Genomic DNA, 24,100 nt, shown 5'->3' with positions numbered 1-24,100 from the left:
AGCTTTTAAATCTTAAACTAAATTAAAGACTGCCTTTTGGTAGTCTTTTTTTTGTTATAAAAACTTCCCAAATAAAGACGCTAAAAACTACCAAATATTCTAAACCAATAATCCATAGGTTCTCTGTGTTGTCTGCGTTAGCATAGGCTAGATAGCTAATAATAACAATAAAACTCCATACTAGAGGAAACTTGTAATTGGTAAACACGCTTAAAATTAGAATGGTTGCAATATACCAAGGATGTACAGTTGTACTTAAAAATAAGTAAATAGTAAAACTAAAAAGCATTGCTATAATTAGTTTTTTTGTGTCTGTTTTTTTTCTAAAAAAAGATAAAAACAGAATGTATAAAACTGTAATAACAGGAAGTGCTTTGCCTATAATGGCTATCTCGTTATAACCTCTAAACCAATAGCCAATTTCTCTAGCTATGTAATAAATACTTGCATTAAACTCGAAATTACCAAACCATAAACCAACGGTTTTGGAATAGTTGTCTATAAATTGAGTTGAGAAAAATGGAGCAAAAAGAAGTAGTGTTGTAAGTATTATAATGGAGTAAAAACTAATGAGCCTTGTCATTCCTGCGAAGGCAGGGATTCGTTTTTTGTTTTCGGTATTATTAAGAAGTAATTCTGTTTGGTTTGTTGCTGTGTTTCGTTTCGAAAACCACCAAAAAAACAATGGTAAAAACATAAGCGGAACTAGCTTAGTTGTAATTGATAAGGCAAAAACAACTGCTGCCCATTTCCATTTATTGCAATGCAGTAAGTATAAACTCCAGACAAGAAAAAAGATCATAACGCCTTCGAAATGCAAGTTTCCTGTAAGTTCAATTATTATAAACGGATTAAGTATAAACCAGAAAATATTATGAACCGGAAGGTTAAGTTTTTCTAATAGTTTTTTTCCAAAGTATAGTGTTCCAAAATCGGCAGCGATAATTAGTAGTCTTAAAACCATAGCAGCACCTACAATGCTTTTATTTGCAAAAACACCAGCTATAATAAAGCACAACTGGTTTATTGGTGGATAGTTAGTGTAATGGCTTCCGTTTAATGTTCCCATTCCTGTATACAACTCTTCTGCTTGGGAAACTGGAAATTGATTATTTGTTATAAATAATTCTGGTGTATAGAGATAAGGGTTGAGGCCTTCAAGAATAATGCGTCCATCCCAAATAAATCTATAAAAGTCTTGAGAAAGATTAGGAATTGCTAGTATAAAAATAGCTCTAAATATAAAAGCTGTAAGTGCTAAAAACTTAAAATTATGTTTGTTTTGCTGTACAAGTTTATAAAATATAAAGAATACAGCAGCGTATAATACAATGAGTTTAAGATGTGCTGTGCGTTCTAAATTATAAGCAAAAACACTATAAAGCACTGCGCTTATTAAGACTAATAATAGCGGTAGTTTTTTTGTTTTAAATAGAATTGAATTAAACACGGTTAAAGCTACGTTTTTAATTTAAGAGCTGAACATTGGTAGCCAGCGTTAACGATTGATGCGGCATCCTTTTTTGCCAATAAAAGCAAAAAAGATATAGCGGAAAGCGTGGTGCAGACTTTTTTGTCTGTAAACGCCCAAAAAAAAATTAAGCTTTAGAGGTTAATGATTTAAAAAACACAAAACCAAAACCAATAAAAAGCATAAGATGAAAAGGGAATAAACCAAAATCACCACCTTGATCGCCAACTACAAAAGCACTGTACATTCCAAATGCGAAATAAAGCATTAATAAGCCTTCGAAAATAACATTTACAGAGACGTTCTTTTTTAGATACTTGTTGCCTTTCCAACTGTCTTTAATACTATTAATATTAAATTTTGGTGTACGTACAAATTCGCTTCTTTTTCCTATGTGGCCTTCTATTACTGCTATAGAGTTATGTAAACTAAAGCCCATTGCAATAGAGAAAAATGTAAAAAACATACCAATATATTGTATGAAGTTTTTAAAACCTCCACCATAAGAGCGCTTATACATGTGCCAATAGCAAACAAAGAAAATAATGGTGCTTACCACAAAGAAACTCATAACATAAAAGTATGGTTTTAAGTGTGCATATTCATTTTTAATGTACAGCATTGGAATACTTAAAACACCTACAATAAGCACGTTTAGAAACATCGTACTATTAAGTAAATGCAGTAAACCGTGTAGTTTTGTTTTAGAGGAGATATTTTTGCTTTTTAAGACTCTCCACATCATTTTTCTAAAATTTTCTGCACCACCTTTATTCCAACGAAATTGTTGAGAACGTGCTGCACTAATAACTACTGGTAATTCGGCAGGAGTTATAACATCTTCAAGATACTCGAATTTCCAGTTTTTAAGTTGTGCTCTGTAACTTAAATCTAAATCTTCGGTTAATGTATCGCCTTCCCAATTTCCTGCATCTATAATGCATTGCTTACGCCAAACACCAGCAGTACCATTAAAATTAATAAAATGACCTTTAGAGTTTCTGCCTACTTGCTCTAGTGTAAAATGAGCATCTAAAGCAAAGGCTTGTATTTTTGTTAAGGTAGAATAGTTTCTATTTATGTGTCCCCAACGTGTTTGTACAACACCAATATTTCTATCTACAAAATGTGGGATGGTCTTTTTTAGCCAATCTTTTTTAGGTAGGAAATCGGCATCGAAAATGGCGATAAATTCACCTTTGGCAATTTCTAAGCCTTCTTTTAAAGCACCTGCTTTAAAGCCTTCGCGATTAGTTCTGCAAATATGAACAATATCTAAACCTTGTTTTTTTAATGCTTCTATTTGTGTAGATGTGGTTTTTACAGTATTATCTGTAGAATCGTCTAAAACTTGAATCTCTAATTTGCCTTTTGGGTAATCCATAAGCGCAATATTTTCAAGTAAACGCTCCATTACATACTCCTCGTTAAAAACTGGTAGTTGTATGGTTACGTAAGGCACTTTGTCTGGATTGTTAAAATCTAAAAAAGGTGTTTTTACTTTCTTTTTCTGAGCAGAGAGATAATTGAATAGCAGATTTAACTGAGCTAATGCATACATGAATATGAGCAGCAATGCTATAGAATAAATAATAATAATAACTAAATTTAAATAAATCACTTTTTAAAACTGTATTTAAAAATCCATCCTAATATCTTAAAACCTGCAAATATAGTACCTTTTACAGTTCCTGAGACTTTAGAAACGCCTATTCTTTGCTTGTATTTTACTGGTACTTCTATGTATGTTAGCTTCTGTTTTAAGGCTTTAAGTTGCATTTCTACTGTCCAACCGTAAGTTTTGTCTAGCATGTTTAAGCCCACTAACTTATTGTATTTAATGGCTCTAAATGGTCCTAAATCTGTAAATTTAGCTCCAAAAAACAGTTTCATTAAAAAGGTAGCTAGCCAATTACCAAAAACTTGTTGCGGTGTCATTGAGCCACCTTCTCTAAGTCGTTTAATTCTCGATCCAATTACAAAATCGATGTCATCATTAATTATTGGTGCTGTGAGTTTTGTTAATTCTTCGGGATAATCGCTATAATCACCATCAAGGAAAACAATAATATCTGGTTTTTCGTTAAGTTTAGCAATGTATTCCATGCCTTTTAAACAAGCGTAGCCATAGCCTTTATTGTTTTCGGTAAGTACAGTTGCTCCTGCTTTTGTGGCGTTTTTAACTGTGTCGTCTGTAGAATTATTGTTTACAACAATAATTTCTTCGACATTTTTTGGAATGTCTCTAACAACATTCGCGATGGAGTCTTGCTCGTTATAAGCAGGGATAATAACTTTTATTTTGGGCATTTATTTAAGATCACTTAATTTATTCTCTTTCTTAAAAGCGGCTAAATCTGTCCACGTTTTAATTTTTTTTCCTTCGGAAAATTTACTCGCAGAAACTAGCTTTTCGTTCTTATACATTAAGCAGTAACCATTTTTTTGATTGTTTTTTAATTGACATTTACGATTTACTTTATTCATGTTATTGTAAAACAACCACCAATCTACTTTTTTACCATTTACAAAATGCCCTTCTTTTTCTTTAGTGCCATTGTTTTTGTAAAATGTCCAATACTTGGTTTCTAATCCTGATTTGTAAAAACCAGTTTTTTCTTGTTTTCCGTTATCGAAATAATAAGACCAAAAACCATCTTGTTGTCCATTTATAAAAAGGCCTTCAGATTTTATATTGCCATTATTATAATAATTTTTCCAGTATTCTATAGGTTTTCCGTTTGCAAAGTTACCTTCTTTTTTTAGTTTACCACTAAAGTGATAGAATTTCCAGTAGCCAATAAAAAAGCCGTTACTATAAATGCCTTCTCGCATAATGTTTCCGTTGGTAAAGTATTCTTTCCAAAAACCTGTTTCTTTTCCGTTTTCAAAATTACCGACTTTGTTTATTGTTTTATCTTCAAAAAAGTAAGCCCAAAATCCTGAGCGTTTACTATTTAAAAAATGACCTTCTGCTTCTAGATTACTATTGTGGTGATAAAATTTCCAAAAACCAGTGTGTAAATTATTATTAAATTCACCTGCTTTTTCTAAGTTTCCGTTTTGATGATAAAATTTCCAATAGTCTGTTTTAAGTTTGTTTTCTATCCAGCCTTCGGCTTTTAAAGTACCATTACTATAGTAGGTTTTCGAGTAGGTTTTTTCCGCGAAAGCGTTAAAACTTATAAGTAGTACTAATATGAGTAGTGTGTTTTTCATTTTAAGCTAAAAGCTGATTGCGTAAATATTGAAACTTAATTCTTATTTAATAAATCCATTAAGTCTACATCGTTTCCTAGTAATACTTCAGTCGGATTTATTCTTCCATCCATACTATCGTTCTCTAATTTTAATACACCTCTTGGGCAAACAGCGCTACAAACACCACAACCAACACAACTTGAGCGCACAATGTTTTCTCCTTTTTGAGCGTAAGCACGAACATCGATTCCCATTTCGCAGCTATTAGAACAATTACCACATGAGATACATTGTCCTCCGTTTGTTGTAATTCTGAATCTTGAAAATAAACGTTGTTGGAATCCTAGAATTGCAGCCATTGGGCAGCCAAAACGACACCAAGATCTATTTCCTAATATTGGGTAAAAACCTGTACCAATAACACCAGAAAAAATTGAACCAATATAAAAACCATAAGCAGTTTTAAGTGTGCTAGATTTTATAAAAAAGATTTCTTCATTTGTTCCTGTAAAATAAATGGCGAATAAAGAAAGAATTACAATTGCATATCCAATGGCACCATAACGTGCATCTTTACCTAATTCATTTCTTTTAAAAACCATGACTCCTACAAATACAATGGTTAAAAGCACTCCAATAGCTATTAAAAAGCCTTCGTTGCTTAACCAATAATTACCTTCTACAAATACGCCATCTTGCCAGCTGCCTTTTAAGAAAGAGCTTACAACTGCAACCGTCATTATAACAGAAAAAACCAATACAGTATGAATTAACCAACGTTCTAATTTCCAAGCAGACATTTTTTTAGAAGATAATTGTCTAAAAGAATCTCCAGCAGTTTCGGCTAAACCACCACAACCACAAACCCAAGAACAATACCAACGTTTTCCATACTTGTAAGTTAAAATAGGAGTGATAACTAATGTAGAAACGATACCAAAAATTATTAAGGCAATCCCAATATTTCCTGCGCCAAGAAATTGGTTCAAGTGGTAATCTTGAAAAAGATAATAGTTTAGAGGCCAGACACTTTTTAAGTCGTAATAAGGTAGGTCGCTATTCATTACATACATAAATTCTGGAATCAAATAAGCAAAACCTAATTGAAAAAAGATAACTGAGACAGTACGTAATTGTTGGTATTTATTGTGGCGGTATTTTAATATAAATTTATAACCAAAAACGGCAATTGCTATTGTGTAAAGTGTACCATAAACAAACCATTGACTTGCATTTCTGCCACTTAATAAGTTGCTTAAAGGATCGAATAAAGCTATTAAGCCAGTATTTGCAGATCCATTTGCTCCTAAGCCTAAAAATTGCGGATAGAAATAAAGTACGATATAAAAAGCAGTTAAAACAACACCTAATGCCCAACCAATAACACCACGAGATGAGATAGATTTAAACCATACGCCATCGTTTTTTATTCCTTCTAATTTTGTTAAATATGCATCTCTAGAATACACAACAGTTCCAACAGTAATTAAGCCTAGTGATAAAGCTAGAAAAACTGCTCTATTTGGGAAATCGATATTAAAAAAGGCTAAGACTAGTATTAATAATCCTACTAATCCAGTAGCTAGTGCTATTTTTTGTTTTGTTGAAATGTCTTGTGCATCTGGTTTTGCAAGAGACATGCTATGGTTTATTTTATTACTCATTTTATTTTGGATTATGCAGTTTGTAGGTTTTTTTTGTAAGCAGCAAGAATGTCTTTTTCAAAATGCTTGTAAAATTCTGGATCAAAGTTGGCTTCAAGTAGATTTGTTATTACATAATCTACATCACGTTTTTCGGTTAACCAGCGATCGAATGTTTCGTGTCGCATTCTAATACCAAAAGTATTTATTCCTAAAAATTCTTTAGTGTCTTTATGGTATGCTACTGTTATACATTTTGTATCGTCTTCATGAATCCAGTGAAAGTGCTTTTCGTATTCTGGACGACCACGTTCTCCATATACCCAACCATAAGTTTGGTATTCTATATCCAAGAATTTCGCAGAGTTAAACCAATGTCCAGGTTTGTATTCTCGTCTATTACCGCAAATGGTTTGTGCTAATGCTTCACCCATCATTCTACCAGTATACCATACAGCTTCAATTGGTCTACGTTGATCAATACCACTATCGCGCTGCTCTGCACAATCTCCAATAGCATAAACATCTGGAATGTTTGTTTCTAAATGTCTGTTTACTAAAACACCACGATTGGTTTCTATTCTAGAGTCTTTTATAAAGCTAATATTTGGTGCAACTCCTGCTGTTAATCCAACAACATTGCATTCTATTTCCTCTTCAGTTTCGGTAATAACTATAGATTTTACTTTTCCATTGTCGTCTGCTTTAATTTCTTTTAAGTTAAAACCTAAACGTAAATCTATATGGTGGTTTTTTATATGTCTGTTAATCATTGCGCTTTCTCCTTCTGGTAAAACACCGTTCCAAAAACTATCTTCTCTTACTAAAAAGGTAACAGGAATGTTGCGTGAGTTTAGCATTTCGGCCAATTCGATACCAATTAATCCACCACCAACAATTACTGCACGTTTACACACTTTATTATTTGGTGCATTACGTTCTAAACTATCAAGATCTTGCTTGCTGTACAAACCTTGCGCACCTTCTAAATCTTGTCCTGGCCAACCAAACTTGTTTGGTTTACTACCTGTGGCAATAACTAATTTGTCGTAATTTAAAGTATCGCCTTCTGCAAAATGAAGCGTTTTAGCATTGGTATCAATAGTTTTTACATAAGCGTTTTTAAGTTCGATTCTGTTTTTTTTCCAAAAGTAATCCTCATAAGGCTTAGTGTGCTCATACTTCATGTGTCCCATATATATGTACATTAATGCAGTGCGAGAGAAAAAATGATTGGTTTCGGCAGAGATGATTGTGATTTTTTTATCAGAATTTTTTCTAATATGCCTAGCAGCAGTCACGCCTGAAATTCCATTTCCTATAATAACTACATGTTCCATATTTTGGTTTGTTTTTTAAATTCTATTGTAATTAGGTCGTGATACAAGATAAAACCTTAATTTAAAAATAGTATTTAGAATTGATATAAATTACTGTTAGTTGTAAGGTTGTTCGCAGCAATGAGACGATAATTTTTTTTATTTTTTGTGAAAGTTTCTTCAAATGTTTTAGACTGAACCGAAAGTTATAACAATTAGAGTATAGATTTTATTTGAAGTTGCTTAGAATAATAAAAGGAATTAAAGAATATTAAAATGAAAAAAATAATAGTAGTAACATTAATTTTATTAGGAGGCTTTTCCGCGAAAGCGCAAAATTTAGACACCTTTTTTAAACAAGCAGATTTTTTTTTTAAAGCAAATGTTTTAAATGGAAAAGTGGCTTACGATGCCATTAAAAAAGATAGAAGCACTCTTGATGAAGTGTTAAAAATAGCAGAAGGTATTACGGTTTCTAAAAGTGATGCTAAAAACTATCAAGCCTTTTGGATAAATGCCTATAATTTATCGGTAATTAAAGGTTTAGTAGATAACTACCCAACAAAATCTCCTTTAGATGATAAAGGCTTTTTCGATAAAATAAAACACAATTTAGGAGGTAAGAGTATTGTGTTAAACGATATTGAAAATAAACTTTTAAGAGCACAGTTTAAAGATCCTCGTTTTCACTTTGTTTTGGTGTGTGGAGCAGTTGGCTGTCCTCCTTTAATAGATGAAGCATACTTACCTATTGCTTTAGAAACTCAATTGCAAAAACAAGCAAAATTGGCTTTTAATGGTGATTACTTTATTAAAGTAAATGCTAAAAAGAAACGTGTTGAAGGTTCTAAGATTTTAGAATGGTATAAAGAAGATTTTACTATGAATGGAACAACAGAAATTGAATACATTAATACGTTTAGAACGGAGAAAATTCCAACCGATTATAAGATAACGTATTTTGAATACGATTGGAGAATAAACAAACAATAATAATTAAAACTAAAATAAAACCATTAAAATGAAAAAAGTAATAGTATTAGCAATAACATTAGCGATAGGCTTTGTAGGGTTTTCACAAGAAGACAATGAACCAGCAAGAAGTAATGTTCAAGAATTTACACCAAGTAAATTATTAAATAAAGGACAATGGGATATTAAGTTTTTTAATAGCCTTTATACGCAAACAAAAACAACAGGAGAAGGTACAGGAAAATCTTTTGATATTGACAGAGAGAATTTCTTTACAAATACAACTGAAATTTACACTGGTGTAAGTAATAACTCAAGAGTTAATGTTGGTTTAATTTTACAAGTTAGAGCTAATAATTACGGTGGACAAAATGCGTTTAGCGTTTTTGATTTTGAGAACAATGGTGCAGACTCAAGAAGTGGTTTTACTACTATTGCTCCATCTATAAGAGTACAGCCTTTTGCAAGTGTGCCTAATTTCTCTATAACAAGTTCTCTTTATTTGCCAATATTTAAAGATGAAGCAGTGTCTGCGTATTTAGATAAAAGAAGTACTTTTTGGGAAACTAAATTTTTCTACGATAAAACTTTTGGTGGTGGAGATTGGCAAATATTTACAGAAGCAGATTTTGGTTTTAATTTTGGTAAATCTGCTTCAGATGCTATTTTGAGTGGAGATTCAGTTAATCTTGGAGAGCGTTTTGCAAACAACAGTTTGTTTTTGCCAGTAAGTGCTTTTTTAAGTTACTTCCCATCGTCTAAATCTACATTATTTGTAAATGCACAGCAAGCGTTTTTAATTGATTTAGGAAACGAATTCGAACAGAATTACACACAATTAGGCTTTGGTGGTAAATACCAATTAACACAAACATTAAATCTTGAAGCATCTTACGGTAAAATTGTGAGAGGTAATAATTTTCAAGGATTAGGAAATACTTTTAGCTTAGGTGTTAGAGCATTGTTCTAAAATTAATATTTAGTAGTAAATTAGGAGCTTAATTGTAAATTATAATATGAATTACAGTAAGCTCCTTTTTTTATTTCTTATTTGTGTATTGCAATCTTGCACATCGCAAACCAAAATAAATGGTGTAAGTTTTGTTGCTGCAGGAATTCCTGTTACAGACAAACATGTAAATCCTGTTGTACAGGTTAATGCAAATTACGCTACTGTTATGCCTTTTGGGTTTATTAAAGATTTAAAACATCCAGAGATTATCCATAATACCGACAGGCAATGGTTTGGCGAATCTAGAGAAGGCGTTAAACAATATGCTAATAGTTTAGAAGCGAAAGGCATAAGAATAATGATTAAACCTCAAATTTGGGTTTGGAGAGGAGAGTTTACCGGTTACATAAAAATGGAAACTGAAGACGATTGGAAAAAACTTGAAGCTACTTATTCTAGTTTTATTTTAGAGTATGCCGATTTAGCTCAAGAAATTAATGCCGATATATTTTGTATTGGTACAGAATTAGAGCAATTTGTAGCTAACAGACCAGAGTATTGGAATGCGCTAATTTTAGAGATAAAAAAGATATATAAAGGGAAACTAACTTATGCAGCTAATTGGGACGAGTTTAAACGTACTCCTTTTTGGAGTCAGCTAGATTATATTGGAGTAGATGCTTATTTTCCTGTTAGTGATAGTAAAACACCAACGGTTGAAGAGTGTTTGTTAGGTTGGGAAGTACATAAGCCTATAATAAAAGAGGTTTCAGATAAACATAAAAAACCAATTTTATTTACAGAATATGGATACAGAAGTGTTGATTATGCAGGGAAGGAACCTTGGAAGTCCGAAAGAAGTATGAATATTGTAAATCTAGAAGCGCAGAATAATACAACAAAAGCATTATTTGAAACCTTTTGGAAAGAAGATTGGTTTGCTGGTGGTTTTATATGGAAATGGTTTATTGAGCATGATACTGTTGGAGGTGAAAATGATAGCCAGTTTACACCACAAAATAAACCCGTAGAAATGATAATTAAATCGCATTTTGAAGAACAAAAATGATGCTAAATAATAAAATACTTACAATAATTATAGCGCTGTTTTCAGCTTTTACTTTTGCTCAAGAGCGAGTGATTTTAGATTTAAAAGTTAAAGGTAATAAAAAGCTAAGATCTTCTTTTGTGATGAAGATTTCAAAAGCAGAAGCTGGAGCCGTTCTAGATTCAACAATTCTAGAAGAAGATATAAAACGACTAAAGCGTTTGCAAGCTGTAGCGCATGCTTATTATCAGGTGTTTGCTTCTCATGGTAATAGTTATAATGTGTTCTATAATATTGAAGAGAACTTTACTATTATTCCGTCTGTAAATGTCTACACTACTAATGATAACGAGTTTGCTTACCGTTTGGGATTGTATGAGTTTAATGCGTTAGGACAGAATATTACGTTTGGTGGTTTTTATCAAAAAGATATTTTTAGCTCTTATGGTATTAATTTAAGAGCACCTTTTTTGTTTAGTCGAGAATTAGGTTTAGCAATTAATCATCAAGATTTAAATACGCAAGAACCTGTTTTTTTCGATAATACTACGTCTGACTATAAATACCGAAACAAATCTTATGAAGTTCTTGCATTATACCAACCAAACTTTAAAAATCGTTTTGAGGTTGGAATTAATTATTTTTTAGAAGAATACAATTATTTAAGTGGTGCAACTAATCCATCTGTACCACAAGAATTATCTGTTAAGAAATTATTGTACAAAGGTATTTATGAATATAACAATCTAGACTACTATTACCAATACGTTTCAGGTTTTAAAAGCATATTTAATGCACAGTATGTTACTTCTACAAGTAATAATTTACCAGAGTTTATTATTGCTTGGAACGACTTTCATTTTTATAAAAGAGTAGGAGATAAAGGGAATTGGGCGAGTAGATTACGTGTTGGTTTCTCGTCTAATGACGAGACTCCTTTTGCACCTTTTTCTGTGGATAATAATTTAAACTTAAGAGGTGTAGGTAATACTATAGATAGAGGTACAGGAGCTGTTGTAGTTAATACAGAATATAGACATACAATTTATGATAAAGATTGGTTTGCACTCCAAGGCAATGCTTTTGTAGATGCTGGATCTTGGCGAAATCCAGGAGGTGATTTTGGTGATTTTGGGAAGTCTCAAAACATTAGAGTTTTTCCAGGTTTAGGTTTACGTTTTATACATAAACGTATATTTAATGCTATTTTTAGAATAGATTATGGTTTTGGTGTTACCAAAGGAGAAACACAAGGTTTAGTTTTTGGTATTGGGCAGTATTTTTAAGAAAAAATCTTCTTTGTAATAATACTATTAACAAATTAGTTTTAGTTGAAATGAAAAACGTTAGGCTATATTTTTTTTGTAATAAGTATGCAAATCTTCAGCACTTGCTCCAAACCATTTTTTTAAATAGATTACCCAAAAATAATATTGTAGTTTCCAAATACCATGACGTTTATAGAGTCTATCAGATGTTTTTATCTTTTTATTGATAACTACAAACTGTTTACGTTTATAGAGTTCATTAATTAAAATATTGTCTTCGTAAATAGTGAAGCTTTCATCGAAACCACCAATATCTTCAAATAGTGCCTTGGTAATAAACTGGCTTTGATCACCACCTCTACAAGCTCGCCATGAAAACTGTGTAAGCCAACTTGCTAAGCGCAACCACCAATGGTTGTTGTCAAATGTTAAACGAAAACAACCCGCTTGATTATTCTGTTTTATTTTATCTATAATATATTTATCGTAGTGTGTTGGTGGAAAAGAATCGGCATGCAAAAAATATAAAATTTCTCCCTTTGCAATACGTGCTCCAAAATTCATTTGCCTTGCTCTTCCTTTTTTAGAATGAATAAGCCTGACTTTTAAATCTAGATTTTCAACAATTTCTTGAGATCCATCTGTACTGCCACCATCGACAACAACAATCTCTTGAATGTTTTGTAATGAAGCGTTATCGATTAAATGAAAAAGGAGTTTTTCAATGTTTTCAGATTCATTTAAAATAGGAATTACTATTGAAATCATAAGCTACACCTTCTGTCATTCCTGCGAAGGCAGGAATTTACTTTTAAGTTTTTTGTTTTGTGGATTCCTGCTTTCGCAGGAATGACAAAGTATTAATCGTTTAAATTCCAATTGTAATCTAAATAAGATTTGTTAGCTTTTTCTGAAATTGAAACATCCGAATAAGTATTTAAGAAGTTTATTAAAGAACCATTTTGTTCGAAATCTTTTTTAAACCATTTAAATATTCTAGATAATTTAAGATTGTTTTGAGAGATGTCGTTTCTGTTTTTATCAGATAAAAACTGTTTAGTAGCATTTGTTAATTGGGCTTCTAAATTTGAAGCTGTAAAGGCTTCGTTTTGTAATTTAGGGCAAGAATATGATGCGCATACAATAGCAAAATGAATTCTTGGTTCGTCCATTTTTCTAAGTATTTGGTGTTCTATTTCTTCTAAACTATACCATTTGTTACCTAGTTTCCATAAACGTTGTTCCCAAGGATTTTTAATGTCTTTTATGCTTTGCAGTGGGTAGTTTCTAAGAATTAGATCTACTGTCAATGCATTGTAAGCATTAATCCAGTACACTAGTTTGTTTTCCTTTTTCCAGGTGTCATTAGGTATGTTTTCTCCTAGTGATATAATGTAATTAGTTAAAGATTTTCTGTTGGTTTTAATGCTTTTGTAGTCTACATTTCCAGCTTCAGAAACATGTTGTTTTAGAAGTTTATTCCATTCATTATGACTAAAAGCTTCTGGGCTTGCAATAATGGTTTCTTGTACTACAGTCTCTTTAACTTCGGGAGTAACTTCAGCTTCTTCTGGAATTGCAATTGTAACAGGAGTTTCTTCAGCTTGTGGTGCCGTTTCAGTTTTAACTTCAATCACTTGTTTAGGCTCTTCTTTTGGAGTACTCTCTGCTATTTTTTTTGTGCTAAAACACGATGATAAAACTAAAGCAAATACTAATAATATTAAATGTTTCATTTTTTTAATGGGTATAATTCTTGACTAATAAAATCTTTGGGGAATGTTTCATCTCCATCAAAACCAAGTTCTATATCTCTTCCACTATGTGGTATATAGTTAGTCTTAAAAAGATAATCCCAAGTACTTAATGTTAGTCCATAATTAACTCCAAACCTTGCATGCTCTGGTAGTTCTTTTGCATGATGCCAAATATGCATCTTCGGATTATTAAAAATATATTTTAAAACACCATAATCCCAGCCTAAGTTTGCATGGTTTAAATGACCAATTGTAATGCTAAAGAAATGAACAATAGCAACGTGTTGCGCATCGAAACCACCAATTATAGCAATAGGAATGTAAAGTAACGATTTGTATAGTATAGGTTCTGCCCAATGATAACGCAAATGCGCCGCAAAGCCCATTTCTTTAACACTATGATGTACTTTGTGGAAATTCCAAAGCATTGGAACACGATGTAATAGCCTGTGTGTATTCCACTGGGTGAAATCGCTAATAATAAAAAATATTAGCAAGCCTAACCATAATGGTAGCGCATCAATATCAAATAACTGGAAACTTGAAACCGAAAGCCCAATCAAGCCAAGAATATCATTAAAAAATGCAGAAGTAGTATCTGTTAGCGCGATAAGTATAATGAGATTTAGAATAAAAAAATTGAAGAACATATAAAAAGTGTCTAGCCAAAAGTCTTTTCTGAAAATAGATTGGTCTTTTCGCCATGGAAATGCAATTTCAAGAGTCCAAACTAAAATGGAAATAACAATTAGTCCATAGAAATAGTTATCCCAATGGTTAATGGTTATTATCTCATTTTTAAGGTAATTCCAATACCCAGAATAGGCGTTTTTTATAATGTTTAAATACTTTTCCATGTAAAAGTTCTGTCGTAGATTTAAAGTAAAAATAACATATTTTTGTTGGAGGTTATTTTGAAACCATTCATTTAATAAATAGTAGTATGAGAAAAATAGATAGTCTTTTATCAGAATATGGAGAAAGCCACCAAACAAAATTTAATAAAATTGTACATTATTTTTGTGTTCCTGCTATTTTCTTTAGTCTAATAGGATTATTTTCTGCTATACCAATAGGTTTATCTTTACAGGAAGTTGTGCCAACTGGGTTAGCTCCTTTTATGCATATAGGAACTTTAATTATAGTTTTGGGTTTGTTTTATTACTTACGTTTATCTGTGACGCTTTTTGTTGGGATGTTGGTTTTTTCGGCTTTAGTCTTGTTGGGAATAAATGTAATTGCAAACGCTAATATTGCACCTGTTTGGGTGATAATGGTTGCTATTTTTGTGATTGCTTGGATTGTACAATTTGTTGGACATAACCACGAAGGAAAAAAACCATCATTTTTAAAAGATGTTCAATTTTTAATGATTGGTCCTGCCTGGACAATGAGCCATTTGTTTGAAGTATTAAAAATCAAGTTTTAAGAATTATAAAAATCTATATAAAAATAAAGCCCAATACGTAATTTACATATTGGGCTTTGTTTTTATTTAAGGTTGCTTGCTAACAACATCCTCCACCATCGTAATGGTAGGTAGATTCGCTAATAAAAATATCGTCTCTTCCTAAAGTTGCTATATCACCTGCAGTTTTATCGCAAATAGCAATAGGTTGATTTTTTAGTAAAATATGACCTTTTTTGTCATCAAAATAATCTTGGTCACCAAAATAAATAGCTGCTTTTCCGGTAAAGATACAAGGTCCATCTTCTGGCATAGGATCTTTAATGGCTGCAACTTCTATAGATTCTATGTAGATTAATTCTTCAGTAGGATAATTTTTAGGGTCTAAGATTCTGTAAGGTTTACGAGCTCTAATTTCTATAGTTCCAAAACCAGCATCTGTTAACGCTTTTACGTACTCGTCAATTGGTAAACTTCCACTTAAACATAAAGCACGTAATCTATCATCGTTACGTAAAGTATCATTCATTGGTTGCTCACAAGTAGGATCGCTCATTACTAATTTTCCATTAGGCTTTAAAACGCGATACATTTCTGCTATAGCTTTCTTTAAGTCTTCAGCTTTAAAAATATTAAATAAGCAGTTTTGTGCAGCAACATCAATAGAGTTATCTGGAACATTTAAGTTTAATGCATCTCCTTTTATAAGATCTACAAAGTCACTTTTAAACCAATCGTTTTGTGCTTCGGCTTCAATAAAATTCTTGCGAGAGGCTTCTAGCATTTCATCTACAACATCAATACCTATTACACCTCCTTTTTGGCGATTAAAATAGGCGAACTGTAATAATTCCATTCCGCCACCAACGCCAACGTAAAGCATTTTTGGGTTGTTGGTTAAATCGCGAGCATTTACTGTGCTACCACAACCATAGTTCATTTCCTGCATAATGCGAGGGATTTTTAAACCTGGTAACTCCCAAATAGGATTAGTTGTACAGCATAATCCAACATCTGGTGTTAGTGCTGCTTCTTTGTATAAATCGTTTGTTGCGTCTAAGTAGCTCATGTTTTCAATTATTAATTATCAGTTATCAATTATCGGTTTAGTTGATAATTGTTTATTGATAAATGTTCAATGTTTAAATTGTTTTTATTAATGCTTTAAATAATGTAATCATGTTTGGTTCGGCCTTTCCAGCCATAGCGATTATTTCGCTAATATCTACAGGTTTCAGGTTTTCTGGGTCGCATTCATCTGTCAATACAGAAACTGCCGCTACTTTTAAATTTAAGTGATTTGCAACTATAATTTCTGGAACAGTACTCATACCAACAGCGTCTGCACCTATAATTTTAAGCATTCTATATTCTGCTCTCGTTTCTAATTGAGGCCCAACAACACTTGCGTAAACACCTTCGTGTAAGGTGATGTTATTGGCTTTTGCAATGGCTTTAAATTTAGAGTTAATCTCCAAATTGTATGGCGCACTCATATCTGTAAAACGCTCGCCTAATTTCTCGACACCTTTAAAAGCCAAAGGCGAACTACCTTGCAAGTTAATATGGTCGTCAATAAGCATTAATTCTCCTTTATTATAATTTAGGTTTATAGCTCCAGACGCATTAGAAACCAGTAATGTTTTTATACCTAATTTTTCCATTACACGAACAGGATACGTTACGTCTTGCAATGTGTAACCTTCATATAAATGAAAACGACCTTGCATAACTATTACCATTTTGCCTTCTAATATTCCATATATTAATTTTCCTTTATGAAACTCTACCGTTGCAGTTGGAAAATGCGGAATGTGGTTGTAACTAACTTCTGCAATAATTTCAATTTCCTTAGTTAGTTGCCCTAAACCTGTGCCTAAAATAATACCAACTTCAGGCTTGTTAAAGCCTTTTTCTTGCAAGTATTCTACTGTTTTGTTTATGTATTTAATCATTCTGTTTTATAATATTTTGTAAAGCCTCAATGTGCTCCAAATCTTCGTATAAATCAATGTCGTTTAGGGTTTCGAGTAAAGAGGTTTTTTGATTTTTTAAATTTTGAAGCGTATCGTAACAAACAGATTCTGTTCCCCAATTTTTATTTTTAAATACCGAAGTGTGCATCGTTTTCATGCCTAAAAGATAATAGCCTCCATCTTCTGCAGGACCAATAACAACATCGTTTTTATTTAATGCTTTAAAAGCTTCATCTATATGTCTAGGTTCCAAATCGAATAGATCACTACCAACAATAATAATCTTTTCATATAAACTATTAAATCCATTTTCGAAAGCTTTTTGCATGCGTTCACCTAAATCATTTCCAACTTGTTGGTGTTTTTGGTAAGCCTTAGAATCCCAAATATCATTATCTCTAGTTTTTACCGAGTAATAAACTGCTTTATCGGCATCAATCTGTTTTATTACTTGTTCTGTGTGTTGTAGCAAATATTTGTAAATGCGTAATGCAGCTTCATCACCAACTGTTTTAGCTAAACGTGTTTTGCATTTGCCTAATTCAGGATTACGAGTAAATGTTATGATGAGGTTTTTAGAATTCAATTGTATGTTTTTTTTGAGTAATTTCTTTTCTGACTCTTTTTCGAAGGAAAAGACATTGTTGTGTGATCACTCTTGACTTTATTTTTGTAAATTCTGAAAACTTATTTCTTATTTTCAGCTTCATAAATCTTTTCTCCTTTTACTAACCACTTACTCCAGGCTTTATTAAAAGTATGCACTTTATTTGTTTCTTTTTCTTCGGAATCTATAACGCAGAAATTTTTATTTTTCCACTCAAAAATGCCACCATATAAATTGTAGACGTTAGTGTATCCTTCTTTTTTTAGTTTTTTGCCAATAGTCTCAGAGCGAATACCTAATGAACAATAGACTACTATTTTCTCATCTTTATTAAGGTGTAGTTTTTCAACTGAAGCAATATCGAAATTATCATAACCAACACATATAGCATCTTTTAAATGACTGACTTGGTATTCTTTTGGCTCTCGAGTATCAAAAATAATAGCTTGGTTTTTAGGCATCGCTAATTCTTCAACAGAAATATAAGGTACTCCATTATCATTATACTTTTTTAGTAAATCTGAAATAGATTCTTGAGCAAAAGTAATGCTCGAAAAAAATATAAATAGGTATAGAATTTTGTTTTTCATAATATAAAGATTCCTAATTTTTCAATAATTAATTAAGCTACAATACCTTGACAGCTACTTCCTGCTCCTGCAGTACAACCGTAACAATGTTGTGAAATTACTATATTTCTACCTTCTAATAATTCTTCTTTGTATTCGCTAATATGTTTTGCTTTGCTATTAACTGGTAATTCTAGCATTTGGTTAAAATCGCAATCAAATAAATAACCATCCCAACTTACAGAAAGTGTGTTTGTACACATTACGTTTTCCACAGCTGCAGGGTTGTAGGCTTCAACTAAAGAATACATATAGTCTTCGTAGTTTTCCGAAGCAATTAAATAATCTAAAAATCGTGCAATAGGTAAATTAGTGATTGCAAATAGACTATGAAATTTAATACCGAAATCCTCCAATAGTGCCTTTTTAAAATCTTTTTCCATAGCTGCTTGATTACCTGGTAAAAAAGCACCACTTGGGTTGTAAACTAAATCTAGTTTTAAATCGCTGCCAGGCATACCATAACCACGATTGTTTAATTCTTGCAAGGCTTTTATAGACATGTCGAAAACACCTTCGCCTCTTTGTTTATCTGTTTTTCCTCGTGTCCAATGCGGCATAGAAGACACAACATGGATATTATGCTTTTTAAAGAAATCTGGTAAGTCGTAATGCTTTTTATTTGCGCGAATAATGGTTAAATTAGAACGGACAATAAAATCTTTTACACCAATTTTAGAAGCTTCTTCAACAAACCATCTAAAGTTTGGGTTCATTTCGGGTGCTCCACCAGTTAAATCTAACGTGTGTGCTCCAGTAGTTTTAATGACGTCTAGAATTTGTTGCATGGTCTCACGTGTCATAATTTCCTTTCTGTCTGGACCAGCATCAACATGGCAATGTTCGCAAACTTGATTGCACATATAACCAACGTTAATTTGTAGTATTTCAAGCTTTTTTGCTTTTAAAGGAAACTGATTAGTTTCAGAGATTTTAGTCTTAAATGTTGGTAATTCACCATCTGCAAAAATACCATTAGATAAAATATCTAATTGCTTGTTACTTTTTGCTAAATCGCTATCACGTTTTTGTAATGATTGTGTTTTTAATTTACCCATTGTAAAGTTTAACTGTGCTGTTTACGTAAAATTTGAGGTTTAAGTTTTGTAGTTTTAATGATTCTTAAAGTGTTATTTATAATCTCTTAGTTTAAAGGGATCTTAAGACGAACTCAGTATAAGCGATTCATACAATTTTAGCAAAAGCAAAAACTGGTTCTCTGCTTACATTTCTAACTTATTTACTTTATTCATCATTTGTACTCCATGAACTAAAGTTGCACCACTTTTAATAGCTGCTCCAACATGTAAAGCTTCCATCATTTCTTCTTTTGTAATACCTCGTTGTAAACCGTCTTTAGTGTAAGCATCTATGCAGTATGGACATTGTTCTGTATGTGCAACAGCTAAAGCTATAAGCGATTTTTCACGAGCAGTTAGCGCGCCTTCTTCGAATACTTTTCCATAATAATCGAAAAACTTTTCACCTAATTCCTGATTCCATTCACTTATTTTTCCAAATTTTCTAAGGTCTGCAGGATCGTAGTATGTTTTGCTCATTATAATTTAATTTATGCTAATATATAAATCTATAGTTTGTTGTCGGAAGTAAATGTTATTCCTAACAAAAAAATGGATTTAACTTTTAATATAAAGTCAAATCCATTTGTAAATTTAGTAGTCTCTTTTATTAAGAAGAAGGTCTTCCTTTAAGACGTTTTTCGATTTTTTGTTTTTTTTCAGTTACTCTTTTCATAACGTCCATAATCTTTTCATCTTTAGTTTCTTTATAAAACTCATTTAAACCCAATATTATTGACTTCCCTTTTCTTGAGGCTTTAACACGATCACTAGTTGACATATTGCTCATTTTCATATCTTCAAATTCTTGAGCCTCTATAAGTAACGTTTCCATAAAATTCTTTTTTGTATTTAAATCACAAAATAACAAAATATAATCGATTCCTATGTTTTTATTCATAATAAAAATTTATTCTCTAATTGTAAAAACTAATTGCAATGAATAAATTAATTAAACATTAGCCGAATTAATGAAGGTTTTTAATTTGAAATTAGTAATGATAGTCTTTCTTTTGGGAGTCGAAACTATTTTATGGTTAAATTAAAGTGTTTGTAATCAGTATCTTGCGTCATTGGTTCGTATTTAAAACTATAAGCATTAAATGCAAGGTGATAACGCAAAGCTAAATAAGTCTTTTTCATAATAATGAATTAATGATAGTTAAAAGATATAAATTTATAATTTAGCAATAAATATATTTTTCTATGGACTATTTTTTAATCGCTTCTGTATTAGTGCTTATGGCTGCTGTTTTTGGCTATTTAAATGTGCGATTTTTAAAAATGCCTAATACTATTGGCTTAATGCTAATTACAATTGTATTTACATTTGTGGTATTTGTACTAAGTTATTTTGACGATACATTGCTTAATGCAGAGCGATTTATTATTACGCAAATAGATTTTAAGTCCGTTTTACTTGATGTTATGCTAAGTTTTCTGCTTTTTGCAGGTGCATTACACACTAATTTCGAACAGCTTAAAGTACAGCGTTGGCCGGTTTTGGTTTTTGCTACATTGGGTGTTTTACTATCTACGTTTTTAGTTGGTTTTATAATGTTTTATACGCTTCCTATTGTTGGCTTGCATGTAGATTTTATTTACTGCTTACTATTTGGAGCCTTAATATCACCAACAGATCCTATTGCTGTTTTAGGTATTCTAAAAAAAGCTGGCGCACCAAAAAGATTAGAAACCAAGATTGTAGGAGAGTCCTTATTTAATGATGGTGTTGGAGTCGTTATATTTTTAACCATTTATAAAATAGCAGACTTAGGAATTGAAAATGTTAGCGCGTTAGAAGTAGTAGAATTATTTGGTTTAGAAGTTATTGGTGGTATTGCTTTAGGTTTAATTTTAGGATGGATTACTTATAGATTAATGAAGTCTATCGACGATTATGATATTGAAGTAATTATTACACTAGCTGCAGTTATGGCAGGAACAGTATTAGCACAAAAGCTTCATATTTCTGCGCCTTTAGCAATGGTTACTGCTGGATTAGTAGTAGGTAATGATACAGTTAGGGAGAATGCCATGTCGGAAACCACAGAGACTTATGTAGATAAGTTTTGGGAATTAATAGATATTCTTTTAAACACCATTCTATTTGTATTAATAGGAATGGAAATGCTAGTGCTTACTTTTAAAATGGAGTATTTAATGGCTGGTTTAATAGCAATCCCTTTAGTGTTAGCGTGTAGATACCTTTCATTATTAGTGCCTATAAAATTCTTTGAAAAGAAATTAAACTTTGTGCCAAAGACTAATTTAATCATGACTTGGGGAGGATTACGTGGTGGAATTTCTATTGCTTTAGCCTTAGGTCTTACGCAAATAATGGAACGCGATTTGTTTTTAGTAATCACTTATGTCGTTGTTGTGTTTTCTATACTATTTCAAGGAATGACGGTTGGTAAGCTAATTAAAAAATTAGAAGTGAAATAATTTTTATGCAAAACTGGATTACTCTTTTATCAAAATTTCAAGAACAACAAATTCCTGTTGCTTTTGTTACAGTTACCAAATGTTTAGGGTCAACACCTTGTATAGTTGGTTCTAGAATGCTAGTAACTAAAAACAAAGAAATTCATGGAACAATTGGAGGAGGAAAGTTAGAATTTAAAGCAATTGATGAAGCCATTATAGCATTGCAAGAAAATAGAATTATTGAATCCAGTTATACTTTAGGGCCAGAATTTGAACAATGTTGTGGAGGAAAAGTAGAATTTATAATAGAGCCTATGAATCAATCACCAGAATTATTTTTATTTGGAGCAGGACATATTGGTGTTGAAATCTGCAAGCTTTTAATAGACACACCTTTTAAAGTGAATTTTATAGACTCTCGTGAAAATTGGTTTTCTAATTTAAAATTAGATGAAAGTATTAGCACGCATCAAGCTACCGAAACGGATTTTAAAACATTTAAAGATGTTGTTAAATGGGGAAGCAATAGTTATATTTTGGTACTCACACATAATCATGCTATCGATTTTGATATTATAACAATGGCTTTGCAAAATGAAACCAAATTTCTTGGATTAATAGGAAGTAAAACCAAAAAAGTGCGTTTTAATAATATGCTCATTAAAGAGATGAATATTCCTGAAGGGATGAGTAATGTCGTTTGCCCAATAGGATTAGACATTGGAGGAGATACACCAAAAGAAATAGCCATTAGCGTTGTTGCACAGTTACTTCAAGTGCATTATCAGTCTGTAAATAAAGCATAAAAATAGTAGCTGTCATTAAAAGCATAGCGAAGAATTTTTTTCTTATGAAAAGCAACAAATCCATTATAGATAAATTAACTGCTCTTTGGGCTTTAAACGAATCTGGTTTAGGTGGTTTTCTACATGTATTTAATTCACCTTTTACAGGGTTAATTGTTGGAGGAATATCCATTCTACTTATTAGTTTAATTGCGTTTTATGCTAAAAACAAATGGCAAACAATTTTAAAAGCTCTAGTAATTGTATTGATTATAAAAATGGCCGTAAGTCCATACTCTCCATTCGGAGCTTATGTAGCAGTAAGTTTTCAAGCTATTTTAGGTGCTTTTTTATTTTCCAATTTCTCATGGAAAGGTTTAACGATAATTGTTTTAGGAATGGTGACATTTTTGGAATCTGCACTGCAGAAATTAATAATATTAACTATTGTTTACGGAACCAATCTCTGGGAAGCTATTGATATTTATGGTGCTTGGGTTCAAAAAAAAATAAATTTCATAACCGAAACGTCTACAACATCTGTTTTAGTGGTGTCCTATCTTTTGGTTTATGGGATTTGCGGAATTCTAGCTGGGATTTTTATAAAAAATACCATCAAAATTATTTCAAATAAAACAGAAACCGACTTTTACCTTAAACTAGAAAAGAGTGAAAGCGATAATAAAAATGGAAAAATAGCCTTTAAAACAAAAGTTATTTGGGTTTGGCTAATTACGATTGCCATTATTGTTTTAGCATTTTCAATATTTGGAGGCCCTCTTTTTGGATGGCAAAAAGCTATTTACATTGTATTAAGAAGTTTCCTAATTCTAATGCTTTGGTATTTGTTTATAGGTCCTTTTTTATTGAAAGTAGTACAAAGATACCTGCGTAAAAAAGAATCTAAATACCAAGCAGATATTACAAATGCTATGGATTTATTTCCTTATTTCCGACAGATAATTTCATTTACTTGGAATGAAACAAAGTCTTTAAAAGGCTACGTGAGGTTTAAATATTTTATAGCGAATAGCATTTCTAATTGTATTCATTTTAAAACTCCTTATTAATGATTTACATTCTTACAGGTAAAATTCGTTCAGGGAAAACTTCAGCATTAAAAAAATGGATTGAAAATAGAAACGATGTCGATGGATTATTATGTCCGGATAATGAAGTAGGAAAACGCTATTTTCTGAAAGTGAAAACCAAAGAAGAATTTGAACTTGAAACTGAACTTGAAACTGAAGAAATCATTAAAATAGGAAGCTTTAAATTTTTGAAATCAGCTTTTAGTACTGCGAATGATTATTTAATAGTAACTGCTTCGGAAGCTAAAAACAGCTATTTGATAATAGATGAATTAGGAAAACTGGAATTGAAAAACGAAGGCTTGCATTGTTCTGCTGAAAAAATAATTCCAGAATATGAATTCAATAAAAGTGAACATCTCATTTTGGTAGTTCGTGATTATTTATTGGAAGACGTTTTGATAAAGTACAACATCTCTCAATATCTAACTTTGAAAAAAGAAGATTTAGAAAAACTATAAGGT

At 31.6% G+C, this 24,100-nt stretch carries 25 protein-coding genes; 9 read left to right on the top strand and 16 right to left on the bottom strand.

Annotation, left to right across the window (positions count from 1 at the left end; translation table 11 throughout):
* Positions 1–22 precede the first annotated feature (22 nt).
* The 6 genes from CW733_RS10380 to CW733_RS10355 all read right to left on the bottom strand — a co-directional run bounded on the left by CW733_RS10380 (position 23) and on the right by CW733_RS10355 (position 7,655).
* Positions 23–1,450 (bottom strand): mannosyltransferase, encoded by a 1,428-nt coding sequence (locus CW733_RS10380; RefSeq protein WP_100997113.1) that lies wholly within the window; start codon positions 1,448–1,450, stop codon positions 23–25.
* Between the two features lie 148 nt (positions 1,451–1,598).
* Positions 1,599–3,032, bottom strand: a complete 1,434-nt coding sequence (locus CW733_RS10375) for a cellulose synthase family protein (RefSeq protein WP_369806633.1) — start codon at positions 3,030–3,032, stop codon at positions 1,599–1,601.
* Positions 3,033–3,088: 56 nt separating this feature from the next.
* Positions 3,089–3,781, bottom strand: coding sequence for a glycosyltransferase family 2 protein (locus CW733_RS10370; protein WP_100997112.1), 693 nt, complete (start codon positions 3,779–3,781; stop codon positions 3,089–3,091).
* Positions 3,782–4,690 carry a toxin-antitoxin system YwqK family antitoxin gene (locus tag CW733_RS16445; protein WP_157811567.1) on the bottom strand — a complete coding sequence of 303 codons (909 nt, stop codon included), beginning with the start codon at positions 4,688–4,690 and terminating at the stop codon, positions 3,782–3,784. It lies immediately after the preceding gene.
* A 35-nt stretch (positions 4,691–4,725) separates the two neighbouring features.
* Positions 4,726–6,336 (bottom strand): 4Fe-4S dicluster domain-containing protein, encoded by a 1,611-nt coding sequence (locus CW733_RS10360; RefSeq protein WP_100997111.1) that lies wholly within the window; start codon positions 6,334–6,336, stop codon positions 4,726–4,728.
* A gap of 11 nt (positions 6,337–6,347) precedes the next feature.
* On the bottom strand, positions 6,348–7,655 hold the full coding sequence (locus tag CW733_RS10355; RefSeq protein WP_100997110.1) for an NAD(P)/FAD-dependent oxidoreductase: 1,308 nt from the start codon (positions 7,653–7,655) through the stop codon (positions 6,348–6,350).
* A gap of 255 nt (positions 7,656–7,910) precedes the next feature.
* On the opposite strand from CW733_RS10355, the gene CW733_RS10350 reads away from it, so the two are divergent.
* From CW733_RS10350 to CW733_RS10335, 4 genes are read left to right on the top strand one after another with little or no spacing between them, the layout of a single operon-like run.
* Positions 7,911–8,627: a DUF547 domain-containing protein gene (locus CW733_RS10350; RefSeq protein ID WP_198520071.1), complete on the top strand. Its 717-nt coding sequence runs from the start codon at positions 7,911–7,913 to the stop codon at positions 8,625–8,627.
* 28 nt (positions 8,628–8,655) lie between these two features.
* A complete protein-coding gene (locus CW733_RS10345; protein ID WP_100997109.1) occupies positions 8,656–9,576 on the top strand; it encodes a hypothetical protein in 921 nt (306 codons plus the stop codon).
* A gap of 46 nt (positions 9,577–9,622) precedes the next feature.
* Complete coding sequence (locus CW733_RS10340) at positions 9,623–10,627, top strand: glycoside hydrolase (protein ID WP_100997108.1); 1,005 nt, start codon at positions 9,623–9,625, stop codon at positions 10,625–10,627.
* Positions 10,627–11,892 carry an outer membrane protein assembly factor gene (locus tag CW733_RS10335; RefSeq protein ID WP_100998775.1) on the top strand — a complete coding sequence of 422 codons (1,266 nt, stop codon included), beginning with the start codon at positions 10,627–10,629 and terminating at the stop codon, positions 11,890–11,892. Before CW733_RS10340 ends, CW733_RS10335 begins: the two co-directional genes overlap by 1 nt.
* Before the next feature lie 60 nt (positions 11,893–11,952).
* On the opposite strand, the gene CW733_RS10330 is transcribed toward CW733_RS10335, so the two are convergent.
* The 3 genes from CW733_RS10330 to CW733_RS10320 all read right to left on the bottom strand — a co-directional run bounded on the left by CW733_RS10330 (position 11,953) and on the right by CW733_RS10320 (position 14,488).
* Positions 11,953–12,642: a TIGR04283 family arsenosugar biosynthesis glycosyltransferase gene (locus CW733_RS10330; RefSeq protein ID WP_100997107.1), complete on the bottom strand. Its 690-nt coding sequence runs from the start codon at positions 12,640–12,642 to the stop codon at positions 11,953–11,955.
* Positions 12,643–12,734: 92 nt separating this feature from the next.
* The gene (locus CW733_RS10325; RefSeq protein WP_100997106.1) at positions 12,735–13,610 is read right to left on the bottom strand and encodes a DUF547 domain-containing protein; all 876 of its coding nucleotides are present in this window, start codon (positions 13,608–13,610) and stop codon (positions 12,735–12,737) included.
* Positions 13,607–14,488: a sterol desaturase family protein gene (locus CW733_RS10320; RefSeq protein WP_100997105.1), complete on the bottom strand. Its 882-nt coding sequence runs from the start codon at positions 14,486–14,488 to the stop codon at positions 13,607–13,609. The genes CW733_RS10325 and CW733_RS10320 overlap by 4 nt, the downstream gene beginning before the upstream one ends.
* Positions 14,489–14,574: 86 nt before the next feature.
* On the opposite strand from CW733_RS10320, the gene CW733_RS10315 reads away from it, so the two are divergent.
* The gene (locus CW733_RS10315) at positions 14,575–15,060 is read left to right on the top strand and encodes a DUF962 domain-containing protein (RefSeq protein WP_100997104.1); all 486 of its coding nucleotides are present in this window, start codon (positions 14,575–14,577) and stop codon (positions 15,058–15,060) included.
* A 79-nt stretch (positions 15,061–15,139) separates the two neighbouring features.
* On the opposite strand, the gene arsM is transcribed toward CW733_RS10315, so the two are convergent.
* The 7 genes from arsM to CW733_RS10280 form a co-directional block, all read right to left on the bottom strand.
* On the bottom strand, positions 15,140–16,108 hold the full coding sequence (gene arsM / locus CW733_RS10310; protein WP_100997103.1) for an arsenosugar biosynthesis arsenite methyltransferase ArsM: 969 nt from the start codon (positions 16,106–16,108) through the stop codon (positions 15,140–15,142).
* Between the two features lie 73 nt (positions 16,109–16,181).
* Entirely contained in the window at positions 16,182–16,994 is an 813-nt protein-coding gene (locus tag CW733_RS10305) for a purine-nucleoside phosphorylase (RefSeq protein WP_100997102.1), read from the bottom strand.
* On the bottom strand, positions 16,987–17,607 hold the full coding sequence (locus CW733_RS10300) for a TIGR04282 family arsenosugar biosynthesis glycosyltransferase (RefSeq protein ID WP_100997101.1): 621 nt from the start codon (positions 17,605–17,607) through the stop codon (positions 16,987–16,989). Before CW733_RS10300 ends, CW733_RS10305 begins: the two co-directional genes overlap by 8 nt.
* Positions 17,608–17,702: 95 nt before the next feature.
* Positions 17,703–18,212: a rhodanese-like domain-containing protein gene (locus CW733_RS10295; RefSeq protein ID WP_100997100.1), complete on the bottom strand. Its 510-nt coding sequence runs from the start codon at positions 18,210–18,212 to the stop codon at positions 17,703–17,705.
* 32 nt (positions 18,213–18,244) lie between these two features.
* Positions 18,245–19,309, bottom strand: coding sequence for an arsenosugar biosynthesis radical SAM (seleno)protein ArsS (gene arsS, locus CW733_RS10290; protein WP_100997099.1), 1,065 nt, complete (start codon positions 19,307–19,309; stop codon positions 18,245–18,247).
* A 165-nt stretch (positions 19,310–19,474) separates the two neighbouring features.
* Entirely contained in the window at positions 19,475–19,810 is a 336-nt protein-coding gene (locus tag CW733_RS10285) for an arsenosugar biosynthesis-associated peroxidase-like protein (RefSeq protein ID WP_100997098.1), read from the bottom strand.
* A gap of 130 nt (positions 19,811–19,940) precedes the next feature.
* Positions 19,941–20,165, bottom strand: coding sequence for a hypothetical protein (locus CW733_RS10280; RefSeq protein WP_100998773.1), 225 nt, complete (start codon positions 20,163–20,165; stop codon positions 19,941–19,943).
* Positions 20,166–20,536: 371 nt separating this feature from the next.
* Between CW733_RS10280 and CW733_RS10275 the strand changes: the two genes are divergently transcribed.
* Genes CW733_RS10275 through CW733_RS10260 form a run of 4 tightly spaced genes read left to right on the top strand, consistent with a single transcriptional unit; the run spans position 20,537 to position 24,097 of the window.
* The gene (locus CW733_RS10275; RefSeq protein ID WP_100997097.1) at positions 20,537–21,778 is read left to right on the top strand and encodes a sodium:proton antiporter; all 1,242 of its coding nucleotides are present in this window, start codon (positions 20,537–20,539) and stop codon (positions 21,776–21,778) included.
* A gap of 5 nt (positions 21,779–21,783) precedes the next feature.
* The gene (xdhC, locus tag CW733_RS10270; protein WP_100997096.1) at positions 21,784–22,566 is read left to right on the top strand and encodes a xanthine dehydrogenase accessory protein XdhC; all 783 of its coding nucleotides are present in this window, start codon (positions 21,784–21,786) and stop codon (positions 22,564–22,566) included.
* Positions 22,567–22,610: 44 nt separating this feature from the next.
* The gene (locus CW733_RS10265) at positions 22,611–23,615 is read left to right on the top strand and encodes a hypothetical protein (RefSeq protein ID WP_100997095.1); all 1,005 of its coding nucleotides are present in this window, start codon (positions 22,611–22,613) and stop codon (positions 23,613–23,615) included.
* Positions 23,615–24,097, top strand: coding sequence for a nucleoside-triphosphatase (locus tag CW733_RS10260; protein ID WP_100997094.1), 483 nt, complete (start codon positions 23,615–23,617; stop codon positions 24,095–24,097). Before CW733_RS10265 ends, CW733_RS10260 begins: the two co-directional genes overlap by 1 nt.
* The last annotated feature ends 3 nt before the right edge of the window (positions 24,098–24,100 follow it).

The sequence above is a fragment of the Lacinutrix sp. Bg11-31 genome (assembly GCF_002831665.1).
In the GTDB taxonomy this organism is placed as follows: domain Bacteria; phylum Bacteroidota; class Bacteroidia; order Flavobacteriales; family Flavobacteriaceae; genus Lacinutrix.
This window is presented reverse-complemented; position numbering and strand designations above follow the sequence as displayed.